This is a genomic window from Azoarcus indigens (assembly GCF_004361735.1).
GTDB classification, from domain to species: Bacteria; Pseudomonadota; Gammaproteobacteria; order Burkholderiales; family Rhodocyclaceae; genus Azoarcus; species Azoarcus indigens.
Genome location: NZ_SNVV01000013.1, coordinates 77,507 through 96,180, shown reverse-complemented (window position 1 = coordinate 96,180; position 18,674 = coordinate 77,507). Strand labels below are relative to the sequence as shown.

16 protein-coding genes are annotated in these 18,674 nt (G+C 67.8%); 10 read left to right on the top strand and 6 right to left on the bottom strand.

Features of this window, described 5'->3' with window-relative positions:
• Together C7389_RS15510 and C7389_RS15505 are read right to left on the bottom strand one after the other, a co-directional pair.
• On the bottom strand, positions 1 to 1,535 hold a 1,535-nt coding region (locus C7389_RS15510; RefSeq protein WP_246034787.1), incomplete at its 3' end, for a methyl-accepting chemotaxis protein.
• A gap of 209 nt (positions 1,536 to 1,744) precedes the next feature.
• A complete protein-coding gene (locus tag C7389_RS15505) occupies positions 1,745 to 3,355 on the bottom strand; it encodes a methyl-accepting chemotaxis protein (RefSeq protein WP_133593084.1) in 1,611 nt (536 codons plus the stop codon).
• 264 nt (positions 3,356 to 3,619) lie between these two features.
• Here C7389_RS15505 and miaA point away from each other — a divergent pair, with 264 nt between their 5' ends.
• The gene (gene miaA, locus C7389_RS15500; RefSeq protein ID WP_133593082.1) at positions 3,620 to 4,567 is read left to right on the top strand and encodes a tRNA (adenosine(37)-N6)-dimethylallyltransferase MiaA; all 948 of its coding nucleotides are present in this window, start codon (positions 3,620 to 3,622) and stop codon (positions 4,565 to 4,567) included.
• Positions 4,568 to 4,588: 21 nt separating this feature from the next.
• Positions 4,589 to 5,149 (top strand): DUF1415 domain-containing protein, encoded by a 561-nt coding sequence (locus tag C7389_RS15495; RefSeq protein ID WP_133593080.1) that lies wholly within the window; start codon positions 4,589 to 4,591, stop codon positions 5,147 to 5,149.
• Between the two features lie 158 nt (positions 5,150 to 5,307).
• Here C7389_RS15495 and C7389_RS15490 read toward each other — a convergent pair whose 3' ends face one another.
• From C7389_RS15490 to purM, 4 genes are all read right to left on the bottom strand, one after another.
• Positions 5,308 to 6,882, bottom strand: a complete 1,575-nt coding sequence (locus C7389_RS15490; RefSeq protein ID WP_133593078.1) for a hypothetical protein — start codon at positions 6,880 to 6,882, stop codon at positions 5,308 to 5,310.
• A gap of 34 nt (positions 6,883 to 6,916) precedes the next feature.
• A complete protein-coding gene (locus tag C7389_RS15485) occupies positions 6,917 to 9,997 on the bottom strand; it encodes an efflux RND transporter permease subunit (protein WP_133593076.1) in 3,081 nt (1,026 codons plus the stop codon).
• 11 nt (positions 9,998 to 10,008) lie between these two features.
• The gene (locus C7389_RS15480) at positions 10,009 to 11,148 is read right to left on the bottom strand and encodes an efflux RND transporter periplasmic adaptor subunit (protein WP_133593074.1); all 1,140 of its coding nucleotides are present in this window, start codon (positions 11,146 to 11,148) and stop codon (positions 10,009 to 10,011) included.
• 356 nt (positions 11,149 to 11,504) lie between these two features.
• Positions 11,505 to 12,563 (bottom strand): phosphoribosylformylglycinamidine cyclo-ligase, encoded by a 1,059-nt coding sequence (gene purM / locus C7389_RS15475; RefSeq protein ID WP_133593072.1) that lies wholly within the window; start codon positions 12,561 to 12,563, stop codon positions 11,505 to 11,507.
• A 140-nt stretch (positions 12,564 to 12,703) separates the two neighbouring features.
• On the opposite strand from purM, the gene C7389_RS15470 reads away from it, so the two are divergent.
• The 8 genes from C7389_RS15470 (at position 12,704) to C7389_RS15435 (ending at position 18,609) form a co-directional block, all read left to right on the top strand.
• Positions 12,704 to 13,786, top strand: a complete 1,083-nt coding sequence (locus C7389_RS15470; protein ID WP_133593154.1) for an AI-2E family transporter — start codon at positions 12,704 to 12,706, stop codon at positions 13,784 to 13,786.
• Between the two features lie 8 nt (positions 13,787 to 13,794).
• Positions 13,795 to 14,481, top strand: coding sequence for a DnaA regulatory inactivator Hda (hda, locus tag C7389_RS15465; RefSeq protein WP_133593070.1), 687 nt, complete (start codon positions 13,795 to 13,797; stop codon positions 14,479 to 14,481).
• Between the two features lie 40 nt (positions 14,482 to 14,521).
• Positions 14,522 to 15,187, top strand: coding sequence for a histidinol-phosphatase (locus C7389_RS15460; protein ID WP_133593068.1), 666 nt, complete (start codon positions 14,522 to 14,524; stop codon positions 15,185 to 15,187).
• Positions 15,188 to 15,291: 104 nt separating this feature from the next.
• Complete coding sequence (locus C7389_RS15455) at positions 15,292 to 15,531, top strand: hypothetical protein (protein ID WP_133593066.1); 240 nt, start codon at positions 15,292 to 15,294, stop codon at positions 15,529 to 15,531.
• Between the two features lie 179 nt (positions 15,532 to 15,710).
• Positions 15,711 to 17,060 (top strand): polynucleotide adenylyltransferase PcnB, encoded by a 1,350-nt coding sequence (pcnB, locus tag C7389_RS15450; RefSeq protein WP_133593065.1) that lies wholly within the window; start codon positions 15,711 to 15,713, stop codon positions 17,058 to 17,060.
• A complete protein-coding gene (gene folK, locus C7389_RS15445) occupies positions 17,057 to 17,569 on the top strand; it encodes a 2-amino-4-hydroxy-6-hydroxymethyldihydropteridine diphosphokinase (protein ID WP_133593063.1) in 513 nt (170 codons plus the stop codon). Before pcnB ends, folK begins: the two co-directional genes overlap by 4 nt.
• A gap of 23 nt (positions 17,570 to 17,592) precedes the next feature.
• A complete protein-coding gene (locus C7389_RS15440) occupies positions 17,593 to 17,955 on the top strand; it encodes a DMT family protein (protein WP_133593061.1) in 363 nt (120 codons plus the stop codon).
• Between the two features lie 6 nt (positions 17,956 to 17,961).
• Entirely contained in the window at positions 17,962 to 18,609 is a 648-nt protein-coding gene (locus C7389_RS15435) for a deoxynucleoside kinase (RefSeq protein ID WP_133593059.1), read from the top strand.
• Positions 18,610 to 18,674: the final 65 nt, after the last annotated feature.

Genomic DNA, 18,674 nt, shown 5'->3' with positions numbered 1-18,674 from the left:
TGCGCGGTGTCCGCCGTGCTGCCGGCCGCCGCGCTGTTTTCCTCGGTCATCTGCGCGATGCGTTCCACCTGCTGGGCGATGCTGGAGCTGGCTGCGCTCTGCTCGCGGATCGCCTCCGAGATCTCGTTCACCATCGCCACCGTCCGCTCGGCGCCGTTCTCGATCTCCCGTACCGAGCGCTCCGCTTCCTCGGCGTGGCCGACGCTGCCCACCACCTGTTCCACCGCGGTGTTCATCCCCTTCACCGCGTTGCGCGCGCCATTCTGCATGCTGGCCATGGTGGCCGAGATTTCCTGCGTCGAGGCGGCCGTGCGCTCGGCCAGCTTGCGCACTTCGTCCGCCACCACCGCGAAGCCCCGCCCCTGCTCGCCGGCGCGGGCGGCTTCGATGGCGGCATTGAGCGCAAGCAGGTTGGTCTGGTCCGCCACTTCCTTGATCACCGCCACCACCGCGTTCACCTTGGCGCTCTCCGCATCCAGGCTGGCGACGATGTCCGCCGCCTCGCTCACCGCGCGCTCGATGCGCTTGATGTCGCTCAGCGTCTTGCCGATCACCTGGGCTCCGGTCTGGGCGACCGCGCCGGAGTGGGTGGCGAGTTGATTGGCTTCGCCTGCACGGTCGGCCACATGGTTGATGCTCACCGTCATCTCTTCCACCGCCGCCGCCATGCTGGACGAGGCTTCGCTCTGCTCGCCCGAACTGGTGGAAACCTGGTTCGCCGAGGTGGCCAGCCGGCCGGCCGCCGCCGAAACGTCGCCGGCGTGGCGCACCATCTGGCCCAGGCTCTGCTGCACCGTGTCCAGCAGGCCGTTGAAGGCGCGGGTGGTGTCCGCCACTTCGTCGTTGCCGCTCACCGCGACCCGCCGGGTGAAGTCCAGGCTGCTGGAGACGCTGGCCACCACCTCCTTCATCCGGTTCAGGGAGCCGACCACCGTGCGGTAAGTAAGGAAGCCGAAGGCAATGCCGACGATGGCCGCGCCCAGGATCACCCCGGCCAGCACCCAGACGCTGTGCCGGGCACTCGTCTGGGCCTCGGCGGCAAAGGTCTCAGCCATCCACTTGTTGTAATCGGCATGCGCCTCGAAGGCGTTCACCGCGCCATCCACCGTAGCGCGCGCCTTGGCGATCACCGCAAGCGCTTCATCCCGGCGGTCCAGCCGCGATAGCGGCAGCACTTCTTCGAGGAATTTGTAGTACTCATCGACGCGGGCCTTGTCGTCTTCCAGCAGGCCGCGATCGGTCTCGTCCCAGACGAACTTGTCGTACTGGGCGAGCTTCTCGGCGATCAGCTTGCGGCTGAGTTCGATTCGGCGGTCCAGATCTTCCATCTGATCGGCGTTGTTGCTGGCGATATGCGCCAGCACCCGGGTGCGCAGTTCGAAGAAATCCCGCGAGGCGGCGTTGATGAGCTGGATGCTGGGCAGAACGTTATCGCTCTCCTGCCGCAAGGTCTCCTGCAGGCGCTGCATCTGCACCAGCGCCACACCTCCCACCGCGACCAGCGCGCCGACCAGCAGCAGGATCAGCAACGCCATACGTTTTGCAATCGTCAACTTCTCACCTCGTTCAATCGGATCCCCGGCCGGAGAGCGCGCAAACAAAAAGGGCCGGCACCACCAGAGGCGGGCCGGCCCGGTCATGGCATACCACCTTATCGGCAGCGTGCGAAACGAGTTTAGGGATGGATGATTGAGACCTCAAGCAGGCCGGCCGCGGCGGCCCGCATCACGGGCATACCGCCAGCTCAGACCCGGTAGCGCGCCACTTCGCTACGCATTGCCTCGGCCAGGCTGTTCAGTTCGTGCGCGGTGTCCGCCGTGCTGCCGGCCGCCGCGCTGTTTTCCTCGGTCATCTGCGCGATGCGTTCCACCTGCTGGGCGATGCTGGAGCTGGCTGCGCTCTGCTCGCGGATCGCCTCCGAGATCTCGTTCACCATCGCCACCGTCCGCTCGGCGCCGTTCTCGATCTCCCGTACCGAGCGCTCCGCTTCCTCGGCGTGGCCGACGCTGCCCACCACCTGCTCCACCGCGGTGTTCATCCCCTTCACCGCGTTGCGCGCGCCATTCTGCATGCTGGCCATGGTGGCCGAGATTTCCTGCGTCGAGGCGGCCGTGCGCTCGGCCAGCTTGCGCACTTCGTCCGCCACCACCGCGAAGCCCCGCCCCTGCTCGCCGGCGCGGGCGGCTTCGATGGCGGCATTGAGCGCAAGCAGGTTGGTCTGGTCCGCCACTTCCTTGATCACCGCCACCACCGCGTTCACTTTGGCGCTCTCCGCATCCAGGCTGGCGACGATGTCCGCCGCCTCGCTCACCGCGCGCTCGATGCGCTTGATGTCGCTCAGCGTCTTGCCGATCACCTGGGCTCCGGTCTGGGCGACCGCGCCGGAGTGGGTGGCGAGTTGATTGGCTTCGCCGGCACGGTCGGCCACATGGTTGATGCTCACCGTCATCTCTTCCACCGCCGCCGCCATGCTGGACGAGGCTTCGCTCTGCTCGCCCGAACTGGTGGAAACCTGGTTCGCCGAGGTGGCCAGCCGGCCAGCCGCCGCCGAAACGTCGCCGGCGTGGCGCACCATCTGGCCCAGGCTCTGCTGCACTGTGTCCAGCAGGCCGTTGAAGGCGCGGGTGGTGTCCGCCACTTCGTCGTTGCCGCTCACCGCGACCCGCCGGGTGAAGTCCAGGCTGCTGGAGACGCCAACTACCACCTCCTTCATGGAATTGAGCGCCCCAACCACCGTCCTGTATGTATAAATACCCAAAGCCATCCCGGCGGAGGCTGCGACAAAGATAACAACTGCCATCAGCCAGAAACTGCGTCTCGCTCCTGCGCTGGCCTCCTCCGCATAGTCCTCCGCCATACGAGCGTTGAAATCGATGTGCGCGTCCACCGCCTTCACCACCCTGGCACTTATCTGGCGAGCACTGGCACCCATTGCTAACGCTTCGTCCTTCCGGCCCTCGCGCGACAGCGCCAAGGATTTATCGATCAGTCCGTAGTAATCCCGGATCGCCACCTTGTCCTCTTCCAGCAAGGCGCGATCGGCATCGTTGGAGATGAACTTCTCGTAGTCCCGCAGCTTCTGGTCTATCGCCTGGCGGCTGGCAGTTATCGCCTTGTCCAGTTCTTCCATGGTCTTGCTGTCGGTAGAGGCGATGTGAGTCAACATGCGGGTACGCAGATCAAGGAAGTCTCGCGCAACCCCTCCAACTGTCTGGATGCTGGGCAGGATGTTCTCACTCTCATAATGAATCAGCTCCCCCATGCGGCCCACTTGCATCAGCGCCACTGCGCCGACGACCAACGCGGCACCGACCAATAACAGTACTAATAGGAAGATCCGCCTCGCTATCGTCATTCCCTTCTCCTCATCAGTTGATCTTTCGTTCTACCAGCAGACCATCTCGCGCCATCCTCTCCGGAACAGCTCAACTTCCTTCATCTTGGCTCAATATCGGCATAACTCTCGTGCGAATTTAACTATGTCTAAAGAAATAAAACGCATCGCCGTCCAGCCACCTTCGCAACAACGCGCCGAGGTCGTCAAACGCTGACAGCCTCGGCGCAAACCGCCATAATTGCGCCCCGCTCTGTGCAGTAATTCCGCTTTTTCCCCACCGCCGTGTCCCTGTCCCCTGCCCTGCTCCTGCTCGGCCCCACCGCCAGCGGCAAGACTGCCGCCGCGCTCGCGCTGGCCACGGAAATGCCGGTGGAGATCATCAGCGTAGACTCCGCGCTGGTGTACCGCGACATGGACATCGGCACCGCCAAGCCGAGTGCGGCGGAGCAGGCGAGCTGCCCGCATCATCTGATAGACGTGGTCACGCCTGAAGAGGCCTATTCCGCGGCGCGCTTCTGCGCCGACGCCGCCCGCTTGATGGCGGAGATCACCGCCCGCGGCCGCATTCCCTTGCTGGCCGGCGGCACCATGCTGTACTTCAAGGCGCTGCGCGAAGGCTTGTCCGACCTGCCCCCGGCACACCCCGCGATGCGCGCCGCCATCGACGCCGAAGCCGCCGCCCGCGGTTGGCCGGCGCTGCATGCCGAGCTCGGGCGGCTGGATCCGGACGCCGCCGCCCGGCTGGAACCTACCGACGCGCAGCGCATCCAGCGCGCGCTGGAGATCGTCCGCCTGACCAGCCGGCCACTAGCCGAAAGTTATGCCCGGCGCGAGGCCGGCGAACTGCCCTGCCGCCTGCTGCCGATCGCGCTGGTACCGTCGGACCGCAGCGTGCTGCACCAGCGCATTGCCGACCGCTTCGAACAGATGCTGGACGGCGGCCTGCTCGCCGAAGTCGCCATGCTGCGCGAACGCTATGCGCTTACCCCCGACATGCCCTCGATGCGCTGCGTCGGCTACCGCCAGGCCTGGGCCTACCTGGATGGCGAATGCGATCTCGATACCCTGCGCTTCACCGGCATCGCCGCCACCCGCCAGCTCGCCAAGCGCCAGCTCACCTGGCAGCGGCAGTTCCGCGAAAACTGGCCCGACATGGCGGAACTCGACTGCCTGCGCCCCGACCTGGCCAGCGCGGTGAGAGACACCGCCCTGCGCCTGCTCGCCGCCTGAACCCTCAAGAAAGGAATTTCCATGGACCGCTCCGCCTTCGAACGCCAGGTTGCCGACGACGTCGCCCGCTGGCTGGACGATGTCGTCATCGGCGAGAACCTCTGCCCCTTCGCCGCCCGGCCCCGCGCCGAGGGCCGCATCCGCATCCACGTCAGCGCCGCCGCCACCGAGGAGGCGGTGCTGGAAGACATGCAGAAGGAACTGGAGCACCTCTCCGACACGCCGGTGAAGGAGCTGGAAACCACGGTGATGGCGCTGCCTGACGTGCTCGCCGATTTCGACGACTACAACCAGTTCCTGGACCTGGTCGACCTCTGGCTGCAGCAATTCGGCTGGGAAGGCGAATTCCAGGTGGCGAGCTTCCACCCCGACTACCAGTTCGCCGAGACCGAGCGGGACGACGCCGGCAACCTCACCAATCGCTCGCCCTGGCCGCTGCTGCACCTGATCCGCGAGGAAAGCCTGGAGGCGGCCCTGGCCCACTTCCCGGACCCGGAAAACATTCCGGCGCGCAATGTGCAGCGGATGGAATCGCTGACCGCGGCCGAACGGCAGAAGCTGTTTCCCTACCTGTTCGGCTGAGCGCTGGGCGGTTTGCGTGCGCCACAGCGTTATCGGCAGCCGCTGGCGCAGGGCAATCCGTCAGTACAGCAACGCAAACGAAAGGCGCCCCCCCTGGGGGAGCGCCATGAAGGTTCGGATCAAGCAGAGGAAAGCGGCAGGGATTCCGGCCGCCGGATTCAGACCGCCACCCGCACCGCGGCGGAAGCCTGCTGGCCGCTAGGCAGGGCTGCGTTCTGCAAATAAAGCTGCACCGCCTGATTGCCGGCACTGGACGCGGCGTCCGCCGGGGTGTCGGCCCTGGCCGCACCGGCCAGCCCCGGAGGCCCGCTGGCGGCGCTATTGGCCGCATTGGCCGCATTTCCTTGGGCCGGAGCAGCCGTAGCGGCCGCGTTGGCGATGCCTTCTATTTCAGCGGTACGCGCCAAGGCTTCGGCTCGCTCACCGGCCGTGGTGGGCGTTACCGCAGTGGCGAGTTGCACATCGGGCCGGGTCAGCGGCTCGGTGCGCTGCATCTGCTCGGCGGCAGCCAGCATCTCGCTACGCTGAGCCTCCAAGCGCTGAGCCTCGAGGCGTTGGGCCTCCACCCGCTGCGTCTCGGCCGCGGTCTGCTGGATCTCGTTGTTGCGCGCCTCAGTCTCGGTGCGCTGCACATCCTGCCGGCGCTCTTCGGCGGCTGTCCGCTCCAGCTGGTCGGAGCGCGCGGCTTCCTGCACCCGCTCGGTCTCGATACGGCGCTCTTCGGCCGCTTCCTGCTGGTCGTTACGCAGCGCAGCTTCCGCCCGTTGCGCCTCCGCTTGGCGGTCTGCGGCGTCCGCCTGCTGCAGCTGGCGGTCGCGCACCACTTGCTCGGCCTGCTCGGCCTCGGTCCGCTGAGCCTGTGACTCGGCTCGCGCCTGTTGCGCTTCGCGGGCAGCTGTGTCGGCGCGGTCGGCCTCGACTTGCCGGTTGAGCGCCTCCGCGCGGTCGGCCTGGGTCTCGTTTGCCGCGGCTTCCGCCTGCTCCGCCTGAGCCTGCGCCGTTTCCGCACGCTGCGCGGCGGCTTCCGTACGCTGGGTTTCGGCTTCCCGGGTGGCCGCATCGACCTGGGCAGCCTGGGCCTGCTGCGCAGGATCCACGGCGTCGGGCTGGTTCAACGGATCGGCGGCGCCGGCTGCGTTCGCTTGCTGGATGGCATCCGCCGCCGTGAGGGGACGGGCAGTGACGGCTTCAAGCCCGGATGCGGGCGTTTCCGCCACCCTCAGGGCGGCCGCGGCCTGCTCCACTGCTTCCGGCCGCATCAGCACATCGTTGGCGCCCTGGGCATCTGCATTCTGCAGCGCCGCCCGCGCCTGCTCCAGCGCACTCGGCGAGGCCGAGCCCTGCTGCAGCTGCGCCGGCTGCTCATTCGCCGCCTGGGCTGCAGCCTCGGCCTGAGCGGCGACCTCATTCAGGCCACTCCCGGGGGATAAGCCGGCGGTGGAGCCGGCCGCCAGCCGGGCGGTAGTCGTGGCCTCAACAGTAGGCATGGCATCCGGCGCCGGGGCACTGGCCTGCTCGGCAGCCTGGAGCAGGCCGGGGCGGGAAGCGGGTTCCGCATTTGCCTCCAGCGCTGCGGCCTGACGGCCCTGCGCGCTGAGGTCGACGACGGCGCTCGGTCCGGCTGGCAGGACATCCGCCGTGAGCGCCGTTTCAGTGACGCCCACGCGCGCAGCCCCGACCATTTGCACGGCCGGGTCATAGACGGGCGAGATGCGTAACGAAGTGTCGATCACTTGCAGCTCCAGCTTTCTCTGGCTGACAACGGGCTCAAGCGTGGGCGGAGAGCTTGCCCTCCACCTGCACTACGGCCGGGCTGGGATCCCGGCGCTTGAATAAAGTATAGACGGTGGGCACAACGAACAAGGTGAACAAGGTCCCGAGCAGCAGCCCGCCGACGATGACCCAACCGATCTGCTGCCGGCTCTCGGCGCCGGCGCCGGTGGCCAGTGCCAGCGGGATGGCGCCCAGCACCATGGCGCCGGTGGTCATCAGGATGGGCCGCAGCCTCAGCACCGCCGCCTCGGTTACCGCCTCACGCATCGCCGTGCCGGTTTCGCGCAACTGGTTGGCGAACTCGACGATCAGGATGCCGTGCTTGGTGATGAGGCCGACCAGCGTCACCAGGCCGATCTGGCTGTACACATTGAGCGTACCGCCGGTGAGGTAGAGCGCGCCCAGCGCACCGGTCATCGACAAGGGTACCGTGAGCATGATGATGAAAGGGTCGCGGAAGCTCTCGAACTGGGCAGCCAGCACCAGGTAGATGAAGGCGAGCGCGAGACCGAAGGCCAGCGCCAGGCTGGCGGAGCTGGTCTTGAACTCGCGCGACTGGCCTTCGTAGTCGAAGGCGTAGCCGGCGGGCAGGATGCGGGCGGCGGCCTCTTCCATGTAAGCCAGCGCCTCGCCCAGGGTGTAGCCGGGCGCCAGGTTGGCGGAGATGGTGACCGCGCGGCGCTGGCCGAAGTGGTTGAGCTCGCGCGGGCTCACCGTCTCGTTCACCCGCACCAGGCTGGAGAGCGGAATCATCTCGCCGCTCTTGCCGCGCACGAAGATGCCGCTGATGTCGCGCGGATCGGCGCGGGCGCCGGCGCCGACCTGCACGATCACGTCGTACTGCTCGGCGTCCTTCTTGTAGCGGGTGACCTGGCGGCCGCCCAGCATGGTCTCCAGCGTGCGGCCGATGACGTCCACCGGCACGCCGAGGTCGGCGGCCTTGTCCCGGTCCACCTCCACCGCCAGCTCCGGCTTGGTCAGCTTGAGGTCGGTGTCGGGCGAGACGAAGCCGGGGTTCTTGCGCATCTCGTCCAGCATGCGCTCGGTGTATTCGTTGAGTTCCTCGTAGCTGGCGGAGGTGACGATGACGAAGCCCACCGGCCGCACCCGCGGACTCTGGCCGAAGGCGGCCGGCAGCACCGGGAAGGCGTGGATGCCGGGAATGGCACGCAGCTTGGGGTCCAGCTCGGCGGCGATGGCGCTGGACTTGCGCGTGCGCTCCGCCCAGTCGACGAAGGACGCGTAGGAGATGCCTTGGGACACGGTCGGGTTGCCAACTGCGACCATGTAGCCGGAGATCTCCGGCAGGCCGGCGTACAGCGCCTCGATCTCGGCAGCGTAGCGGCTCATGTAATCCACCGTGGCGCCTTCGGGGCCGGAGAAGCTGGCGAGGATGCGGCCCCTGTCCTCCACCGGCGCCAGCTCGGTCTTGAGCACGCCCAGCAGCAGCACCGAGCTGCCGGCCACCACTGCGAAGGCCAGCATCACCAGCCAGCGCAAGTCCAACGCCCGGGTGAGCGCGCGGCGATAGGCGGAAGTCAGCCCTTCGAGGAAGCGTTCGATGCCGACATAGACCGCGCCATGCTTCTTCTCGTGGCGCAGCAGCTTGGAACACATCATCGGCGACAGCGTCAGCGCGACGAAGCCGGAGACGATGACCGCGCCGGCCAGGGTCAGCGCGAACTCGGTGAACAGCTTGCCGGTGCGGCCGGTCATGAAAGCGACCGGCGCGTACACCGCCGCCAGGGTGACGGTCATCGCCACTACCGCGAAGCCGATTTCCTTGGCGCCGCGGAAGGCCGCCGCCACCGGCTCCATACCCTCTTCCACATGGCGGTAGATGTTCTCCAGCACCACGATGGCGTCGTCCACCACCAGGCCGATGGCCAGCACCAGCGCGAGCAGCGTCAGCGTGTTGATGGAAAAGCCGAACACCAGCATCAGCGCAAAAGCGCCGATCAGCGACACCGGGATGGTCACCAGCGGCACCAGCATCGCCCGCCAGTTGCGCAGGAAGAAGAAACACACCACCGCCACCAGCACCACCGCTTCCCAGATGGTGGAGAACACCGACTTGATGGAGCGCTCGATGAACACGGTGGAGTCGTTGGCGATGTTCATGCGCATGCCGGCGGGCAGTTCCTCCTCCAGCCTGGGCAGCATCTCCATCAAGCCGCGCTTGAGGTCCAGCGGGTTGGCGGTGGACTGCTTGATGAGACCGATGGACACCGCCGGCCTGCCCATGAAGCGCACTGAGGTGCGTTCGTCCGCCGCCGCTACCTCCACCCGGCCGATGTCGCGGATGCGCACCGGGTAGCCGGCCGGCGTCGCCGGCTCCCGCACCACCACCGCACCGAACTGCTCGGCCTCGGCCAGGTCGGTGCGCGCCACCACCGAGAACTCGCGCTGCCGGCTTTCGATGCGGCCGGCCGGCAGCTCCACGTTCTGCTTGCGGATGGCGTCTTCCACGTCCTGCGGGGTAAGGCCGTAGGCGGCGAGGCGGTCGCGGTCCACCCAGATCCGCATGGAGTAGCGGCGCTCGCCATAGAGGCGGGCATCCGCCGCGCCCGGCAGGGTCTGCAGCCGCGGCTTGACGATGCGGTTGGCGAAGTCGCTGACTTCCAGCGGGGAATGGCGGTCGGAGGAGAAGGCGACCCAGATGATGGGGTTGGCATCCGCCTCCACCTTGGCGATCACCGGCTCGTCCACATCGTCCGGCAGGCGGCGGCGCACCCGGGAAACGCGGTCGCGCACGTCGGCGGCGGCACTGTCCGGGTCGCGCTCGATGCGGAAGCGCACCGTGATCTGGCTGCGCTCCTGGCGGCTGATGGAGGACAGCACGTCCACCCCTTCGATGCCGGCCAGCGAATCCTCCAGCGGCTTGGTGACCTGGGACTCGACGATCTCGGCGCTGGCGCCGGTGTAGGTGGTATCCACCGTGACCACCGGCTCGTCGATGGCCGGGTACTCCCGCACGGTGAGCCGCGACCAGGACATGATGCCCACCAGCAGCACCAGCAGCGACAGCACGGTGGCAAACACCGGCCGCTTGATGCAGATCTCGGACAGGACCATCGCCGCCGCCCTCAGCCCGCCGCCGCGGCCGCCGAAGGCGCGGCGATGCTGTCGCTGGCGGCGCCGTTGCCGCCGGACCGCAGCACCCGCACCGTGGCGCCGTCGCGCAGCTTCTGGTGGCCGGCGGTGACCACGGTGTCGCCTGGCACCAGGCCGCGCACGATCTCCACCTTGGCACCGCGCCGGCTGCCGGTCTCCACCTCCACCCGGCGCACCACGTTCTGGTCCACCCGGTAGACGTACTGCACCGTGCTGGAAGACGGCATCAACGCCTGTTCGGACACCACCGCCACCGACGGCCGCTCGCGCAGGATGAGGCGCACGCGGGCGAACATGCCGGGCCGCAGCCGGCCCTCGTCGTTGGCCAGGCGGGCGCGCATCACCACCGAGCGGCCCTGGGCATCCACCAGCGGGTCGATGGCATCCACCGAGGCGGCGAAGGACTGGCCGGGCAGCGCGTCGCTGCTCACCTCAACTGCCTGGCCGGGGCGGATACGCTGCAGGTAGTGCTCCGGTAGGCGGAAATCCACCTTCAGCGTCTTGATGTCCTCGAGGTTTACCAGCGCCGCGCCTTCCTGCACGTAATCGCCGACGCTGACATTGCGGATGCCGACCACGCCGGCGAAGGGCGCACGCAGCCGGGTGCGCTCGTAGCGGGCCTGCGCCAGCGCGGTGGTGGCGCGCGCCACCTCCAGCCGCGAGGCAGCTTCGTCCCGCGCGCTCTGGCTCACGAACTTGCGCGAGAACAAGTCTTCCGAGCGCCGGTAGTCCGCCTCCGCCAGCGACAGGCTGGCCTTGGCCTGCTGCAGTTCCGCCTGCTGTACCGCCGCATCCAGCTCCACCAGCACCTCGCCCTGCTTTACCGCCGTGCCCTCGCGGAAGCGGATGGCCGAGATGCGCCCGGCCACTTCCGGCCGCAGCACTACCGCCTCGTTGGACAGCAGCGAGCCCACGGCGCTGACGTCATCCGGCATCGCCTGGGTGGCGACCACCTCCACCTCCACGCCGATGGCTGCCGCAGCCTCGGCCGGCGCCGCGGCAGCGCTGCCCTTGGGAGAGACCGGCGCACGGTTGGCATACCAGGCGTAGGCGCCAAGGCCGGTCAGGCCGACGATACAGAGAGCGAGTACGAGGGGACGGCGAGACGACATGGGGGAGGGAAATTCCAGCGAATGGGGAAAGCAGTGAAAACGCAGGGGAAGCCAAGGATTGAAACAGAAAAAGGCGTGCAGATTGTTGCATATCGTAGCCGGCCGGCTATGCGCTTCCTCTGCGTTCCATCTCACGCGAACTGCCAGTTTCGGAGTGCCGCCCGGCGCTGTGGTTCCGCGGCTTTGGGCAGCCGGACCGCCACCGCGGCACAACCTTCCGCTCCCGGACAGATGGCCATTGCTGAAGCAGCCGCATCGCCCGTCCCGTGAAGCGGACCGCCGCCGCGGAAAGCCAGGACGAAAAAAAGCCCGCGGCGCATCAGGCGCCGCGGGCTGGGAGAGGTGCCGGGCCGGCCTCAGCCGACGATGGTCTGGGCTTCGCCCTCGCCGCGCTTGTCGATGCGGCCGATGCGATACACCGTCTCGCCGGCGGCGCTCAGCTGGGCGGTCACCTTGTCGGCATCCGCCTCGGCCACCACCACCGCCATGCCGATGCCGCAGTTGAACACCCGGTACATCTCCTGGATGTCCACGTTGCCGGCCTGCTGCAGCCACTGGAACAGCGGCGGCAGCGCCCAGCTGGCGGCGTCGATGCGGGCGGTCAACTCGTCGCGCAGGATGCGCGGCACGTTCTCGGTGATGCCGCCACCGGTGATGTGGGCCATGCCCTTCACCGCGCCCGGCAATGCCTGCATCAGCGCCAGCAGCGGCTTCACGTAGATGCGGGTGGGCGCCATCACCACGTCGCGCAGCGGGCGGCCGTGGAAGTCGGCATCCAGGTCGGGCTTGGCGACATCGATGATCTTGCGCACCAGCGAGTAGCCGTTGGAGTGGGCGCCGCTGGAGGCCAGGCCGAGGACCACGTCGCCGGGGATGATGCGGCTGCCGTCGATGATGTCCGCCTTCTCCACCGCGCCGACCGCAAAGCCGGCGAGGTCGTACTCGCCGTCCGGGTACATGCTGGGCATCTCGGCGGTTTCGCCGCCGATCAGCGCGCAGCCGGCCAGCTCGCAGCCCTGGGCGATGCCCTGGACGACAGTGGCGGCGGTGTCCACGTCCAGCTTGCCGCAGGCGAAGTAGTCGAGGAAGAACAGCGGCTCGGCGCCTTGCACCAGGATGTCGTTCACGCTCATCGCCACCAGGTCCTGGCCGACGGTGTCATGCTTGTTCAGCTGGAAGGCCAGCTTCAGCTTGGTGCCCACGCCATCGGTGCCAGACACCAGCACCGGCTCCTTGAACTTCTTCGACAGCTCGAACAGCGCGCCGAAGCCGCCGATGCCGCCCAGCACTTCCGGGCGCATGGTGCGCTTGGCGAAGGGCTTGATGCGGTCCACCAGGGCGTCGCCGGCGTCGATGTCTACGCCGGCGTCGCGGTAGGAAAGGGAAACTTGCTGGGACGGATTCGGAGCGGTCAAGATCGTTCCTCTGACTTGCAGGATGCGGGTTTCGGGCCGGTCGGCATGCGACGGAACTTGAGGGTGCAGGGCCAACTGGCTACATTTACGGGTTTCGCGGGTAATCTGCCCCCGCGCCAAGCCCGCGATTTTACTTGAAAATGACCCCGCGCCGCGCCGATCGTCTGCAAACCGCCGCATGGGCCGCAGCCGGCCTCGCCCTCGTCGGCCTGTTCTGGCTGCTGAGCCCCATCCTCACGCCCTTCGTGGTGGCCGGAGTCTTCGCCTACATCTGCGATCCGCTGGTCGGCTGGCTGGTACGGCGGCGCCTGCCACGGCCGCTGGCGGTACTGCTGGTGATCCTGATCGCCTGCCTGGTGCTGGTGGCCCTCACCCTGGTGCTGGTGCCCATGGTGTATCGCGAGGCGATGACGCTGGCCCAGCGCCTGCCCGATCTCATCGAGCTCTTCAATCACCATGTTTCGCCCAAGCTGCGCCAGCATCTGGGCGTGCAGCTGCAGCTGGACGCCAGCCAGCTGCGCAAGCTGATGACCGAGAACTGGTCGACCGCGCAGGATCTCATCCCCATCCTGCTCGCCCATCTGAAGACCGGCGGCCTCGCCCTGGTCGGCATGCTGGCCAACCTGTTCCTGATCCCGGTGGTGATGTTCTACCTGCTGCAGGACTGGCCGCGGCTGATCGCCGGCCTGGAGCGGGCGGTGCCCCGCCCGTGGCTGCCCCGCACCCTGCGCATCATCGGCGAGATCGATTCGGTGCTGTCCGAGTTCCTGCGCGGCCAGCTGTCGGTGATGCTGCTGCTGGCGGTGTTCTACAGCCTCGGCCTGTGGATCGCCGGCCTCAACTTCGCGCTGCCGGTGGGCGTACTCACCGGCCTGCTGGTGTTCATTCCCTACGTCGGCTTCGGTGGCGGCCTGGTGCTGGCCATCCTCGCCGCGCTGCTGCAGGGCGACGGCTGGTCGCCACTGATCGGCGTGGCGGTGGTCTATACCATCGGCCAGGTGGTGGAGAGCTTCGCCCTCACGCCCTACCTGGTCGGCGAGCGCATCGGCCTGCATCCGGTGGTGGTCATCTTCGCGCTGATGGCCTTCGGCCAGCTGTTCGGCTTCGTCGGCGTGCTGGTGGCGCTGCCGGTCAGCGCCGCGCTGCTCGTGGGTCTGCGCGAGGTGCGCAGCGCCTGGTTCTCCAGCGCCCTCTATCGCGGCCATCCGGGGCCAAGGGAATGAAGCCGGTGATGAAGCAACTCGTTCTCGACATCCATCCGGACGCGCCCCCCACGCTGGACAATTTCGTCGCCGGCAACAACACGGAGCTGATCGCCGCGCTCTCCCTGCTGGCCGCACGCGACCAGGCCCTGCCCGCCCGCCACCTCTTCCTGTGGGGCGCGCCCGGCAGCGGCCGCAGCCACCTGCTGCGCGCCACCGTGGCGCTGGCCGAGGCCGCCGGCCGGCCGGCACATTGTCTGGCCGGTGCCACCCAAGGCGCCCAGCTGCCGGAGACGCCCGGCGCGCTGGTGGCGGTGGACGATGTGGACCGCCTGTCGCCAGACGCCCAGATCGGCCTCTTCAATGCCTTCAACCGCTCGCTCGCCAATGGCCAGTCGCTGCTGCTCTCCGGCGCCAGCGCGCCACTGGGGCTGACGCTGCGGGAGGACTTGCGCACCCGCATCGGCCAGAGCCTGATCTACGAAGTGCAGCCGCTGGACGACGACTCCCGCAGCGCCATCCTGCGTACCCTCGCTGGCCGCCGCGGCCTGCCGCTGGCCGACGAGGTGGTGGACTTCCTGCTGCGCCACGGCCGCCGCGACCTGCCCAGCCTGCTGGCGGTGCTGGACGCGCTGGACACCGCCTCGCTGGAACGCAAGCGCCCGGTCACCGTGCCGCTGCTGCGCGAAATGATGCAGCAGGGCCTTTCCATCTGAACGGCCGCCAAGCGCTCCGCTCACTCACCTGGAACACATTGTGGATCTCGTACTTTTCGACCTCGACAACACCCTGCTCAATGGGGACTCCGACTTCGCCTGGGCCCAGTTCCTGATCGCCAAGGGCGTGCTCGACCGCGAGGTGCAGGAGGCGAAGAACATCGCCTTCTACGAGGACTACAAGGCCGGCACGCTGGACATCTTCGCCTTCCTCGACTTCCAGCTCGCCCCCCTCGCCCGCCATCCGCGCGCGCAGCTGGACGCCTGGCACCGGGAATTCCTGGAGACCTCGATCCGGCCGATGATCACGCCGCAGGCGCGCCAACTGGTGGATGGCCACCTCGCCAGCGGCGCGCTGGTCGCCATCGTCACCGCCACCAACAGCTTCGTAACCGGCCCCATCGCCCGCGAATTCCGCATTCCCCACCTGGTCGCCACCATTCCGGCGCAGGAAGGCGGCGCTTTCACCGGCAAGGCGCGCGGCGTGCCCGCCTTCCAGGCCGGCAAGATCGAGCGGGTGGATGCCTGGCTGGAGTCGCTGGGCCTCTATGCCGGCAGCTTCGAGCGCAGTTGGTTCTACAGCGATTCGCGCAACGATCTGCCGCTGCTGGAGCGGGTGAGCAACCCGATCGCGGTCGATCCGGACGACACTCTGCGCGCCCACGCGGTGGAACACGGCTGGCCGGTGATCTCGCTGCGCGCCTGAGGCGCCACCGGCCACGGACGCAAGGCGAAACGCCCCGGAAATCCGGGGCTTTTTTCTTTCCGCCGCGTCAGCCGACCGTGGTGGTGGTATCCGAGTAGCCGCTCATGAGCCCCGCTCCCGCGCTTGACCAAGTTCCCGCTACCGCTGACGACCCCGTTCAGGTCGAAGTCGTTGCGGCCGAGCACCGTCTGCGCCGAATTGAGCACGGTCGCATTGCCCGCATTCGGAGCCGACTATTTATCTCCAAGGAGAAAACTCAATCGACATCGATCCAACTCAGCGAATATCGCGGCGGCGCCATCTGGCGGATTCCAAACCACACCATCCGGCAACTGACGGTGTAACCCGAAAGGATCAATCCCCGAGTGCAACGGAAGAAGCAGGCCGTCCGTCGCGACGCAACAGATCCCAGGCCGGCGAAGCAAGGGCTTCCAGCCCCACCTCCGGGCGAGCCGCCGCTATTTCCGCGCCTTGCCTTGGGTTATGATCCCCGCCTTATGTCGCAAGAACCCGCCACCTTCCGATGATCCGCAAGCTGCTGCGCAAGGTCTTCAACCGCACCGCGACCCCGCCCGCACCCGAACCCGCCCTCATCCCGGTAGAACAGCACGGCATCCGCCGCGACCAGTTATCCCCGGCAGCGCGCAAGGTCTGTGCGGTATTGCAGGAACACGGCCACAAAGCCTTCGTCGTCGGCGGCGCCGTCCGCGACCTGCTGATCGGCCATCCGCCCAAGGATTACGACGTCGCCACCAGCGCCACGCCCGAGGAAGTGCGCGGCCTGTTCCGGCGCTCCCGCGTCATCGGTCGCCGCTTCAAGATCGTTCACGTGATGAGCGGGCCGGAGACCATAGAGGTCTCCACCTTCCGTGCCAGCCAGGACGCGGTCACCGACGAGCACGGCCGGGTGCTGCAGGACAATGTGTTCGGCACCCAGCCGGAGGACGCCACCCGCCGCGACTTCACGGTGAATGCGCTGTACTACGACCCCGGCACCGAAACCATCGTCGACTACCACCACGGCGTGGCCGACATCCAGCAGAAAACCCTGCGCATGATCGGCGACCCGCCCACCCGCTACCGCGAAGACCCGGTGCGCATGCTCCGCGCGGTACGCCTGGGCGCCAAGCTGGGCCTGACGCTGGACCCCGCCGCCCGCGGCCCCATCCGCGAAATGTCGGTGCTGCTGGAGAACGTTCCGGCCGCGCGCCTGTTCGACGAGATGCTGAAGCTGCTGCTCTCCGGCCACGCGGTGAAGTGCCTGCAGCAGCTGCGCGAGCAGGGCCTGCACCACGGCCTGCTGCCGCTGCTGGATGTGATCCTCGAACAACCGATGGGCGAGCGCTTCGTCTGGCTGTCGCTGGAGAACACCGACGAGCGCGTCCGCCAGGACAAGCCGGTCTCCCCCGGCTTCCTCTTCGCCACCCTGCTGTGGCACGAGGTGCTCGCCGCCTGGGAGGCCAAGAAGCGCGCCGGCGAGCATCCGCAGCCAGCCCTGTTCGCCGCCATGGACGAGGTGCTGGACGCCCAGGCCGGCAAGCTGGCCATTACCCGCCGCATCGTCGGCGACATCAAGGAAATTTGGGCGCTGCAGCCGCGCTTCGACAAGCGCTCCGGCAAGATGCCCTACCGCCTGCTGGAACAGCCGCGCTATCGCGCCGCCTGGGATTTCCTGCGCCTGCGCGCGCAGTCCGGCGAGATTCCGATGGCCGTACCCGACTGGTGGGACCGGTTCGCCCACGCCGGCCAGGACGACCGGGAGGCGCTGCTGACCGAAGCTCCCGCCACCGAGGCACCGGCACGCAAGCGCCGGCGTCGCCGGCGCAAGCCGGGCAGCGGCGAAAGCGCCCCCGCTCCTGCCGAAGCCTCGTGAGGCAGGCCGCCTGCGGCGGCGGCGCGCCTCAAGCGGTCCGTGCCTATATCGCCTTCGGCGCCAACCTCGGTGACCCGGCGGCCGCATTCGACCAGACCCTGGCGCAGCTGAGCGCGCTGGCAGCCACCCGCCTCGCCGGCCGCTCCCGGCTCTACCGCAGCGCACCGGTGGACGCCCCCGGCCAGCCGGATTACATCAACGCCGTCATCGCGGTGGATACCGGCCTGGCGCCGCTGCAACTGCTGCACGCCCTGCAGGAGCTGGAACTGGCCGCCGGGCGCAGCCGGGCCTATCGCAACGCGCCCCGTCCGCTGGACCTGGACCTCCTCCTGTATGGCGAGACCCGGTGGCACGATGGCGAGCTGACCCTGCCCCACCCGCGCATGCATCAGCGCGCCTTCGTACTGCGCCCGCTGGCCGAGCTCGCTCCCGGCCTGCACATTCCCGGCCACGGCGATCTGGCGACCCTGCTCCCGGCAGTGGCGGACCAAGCCGCAATCCCCCTGTAACGCACCCCTTCAAGAGTTCCGGCATGCCGTCCTGGTTGCAATCGATTCCGGTGTGGGCCCAGACCGCGGGCCTGCTCACCCTCGCCAACGTGTTCATGACCTTCGCCTGGTACGGGCACCTGAAGAACATGCAGCATCGCGCCTGGTATCTGGCGGCGCTGGTCAGCTGGAGCATTGCCCTGTTTGAGTACATGCTGCAGGTGCCGGCCAACCGCATCGGCGCAAGCAGCCTCACGCTGCCGCAGCTGAAGATCATGCAGGAGGTCATCACCCTGCTGGTCTTCATCCCCTTCGTCGTGCTCTACATGAAGCAGCCCCTCAAGCTTGACTATCTCTGGGCCGCCTTGTGTATGCTGGGCGCGGTCTATTTCATCTTCCGCAGCTGATTGTCCATGCTCGACAAAGCCCGCTACATCGTGGTCGAGGGGCCCATCGGGGCCGGCAAGACCTCCCTCGCCCGCCGCCTGTGCGACCGGCTCCCGGCCGAAGGCATGTTCGAGCAGCCGGAAGCCAACCCCTTCCTCGGCCGCTTCTATCAGAATGCCGACCGCTGGGCGATGTCCACCCAGCTCTCCTTCCTGTTCCAGCGCATCGACCAACTCGCCGCCCACATGGCCACGCCCCCGGCGGACGAGGACCGCCGGGTGGTGTCCGATTTCATCCTCGACAAGGATCCGCTGTTCGCCGGCCTCAACCTCGCCGAAGAGGAACTGGCGGTGTACCAGCGCATCTTCGACGCCATGAAGCCACCGGCGCCGCCGCAGCCGGACCTGGTCATCTACCTGCAGGCCCGGCCGGACACGCTGATGGACCGCATCCGCCGCCGCGGCCTCGATGCCGAGCGGCGCATCACCGAGCACTACCTGGAGCGGGTCGCCGAGCGCTATGCCCGCTTCTTCTACCAGTACGATGCCGCGCCCCTCTTCGTCGTCGATGCAGGCGTGCTGAACCCGGTGGACAAGGACGAGGATTTCGAGCTGCTGCTGGACCGCCTGCGCCACATGCGCAGCTACCGCGAGTTTTTCGGCTACGCGGAATGAGCGGGCGAAAAGCAATGCACCAAAGCAGCTAACACCCTTGTGCATTGCACCAGTTTGGGGAAAAC

Coding starts and splice junctions, on each gene's coding strand:
- C7389_RS15505 (WP_133593084.1), bottom strand. CDS start 3,355: ATGACGATAGCGAGGCGGATCTTCCTATTAGTACTGTTATTGGTCGGT.
- C7389_RS15495 (WP_133593080.1), top strand. CDS start 4,589: ATGGACCGCTCCGCCTTCGAACGCCAGGTTGCCGACGACGTCGCCCGC.
- C7389_RS15485 (WP_133593076.1), bottom strand. CDS start 9,997: ATGGTCCTGTCCGAGATCTGCATCAAGCGGCCGGTGTTTGCCACCGTG.
- C7389_RS15480 (WP_133593074.1), bottom strand. CDS start 11,148: ATGTCGTCTCGCCGTCCCCTCGTACTCGCTCTCTGTATCGTCGGCCTG.
- C7389_RS15470 (WP_133593154.1), top strand. CDS start 12,704: ATGACCCCGCGCCGCGCCGATCGTCTGCAAACCGCCGCATGGGCCGCA.
- hda (WP_133593070.1), top strand. CDS start 13,795: ATGAAGCAACTCGTTCTCGACATCCATCCGGACGCGCCCCCCACGCTG.
- C7389_RS15455 (WP_133593066.1), top strand. CDS start 15,292: ATGAGCCCCGCTCCCGCGCTTGACCAAGTTCCCGCTACCGCTGACGAC.
- pcnB (WP_133593065.1), top strand. CDS start 15,711: ATGATCCGCAAGCTGCTGCGCAAGGTCTTCAACCGCACCGCGACCCCG.
- C7389_RS15440 (WP_133593061.1), top strand. CDS start 17,593: ATGCCGTCCTGGTTGCAATCGATTCCGGTGTGGGCCCAGACCGCGGGC.
- C7389_RS15435 (WP_133593059.1), top strand. CDS start 17,962: ATGCTCGACAAAGCCCGCTACATCGTGGTCGAGGGGCCCATCGGGGCC.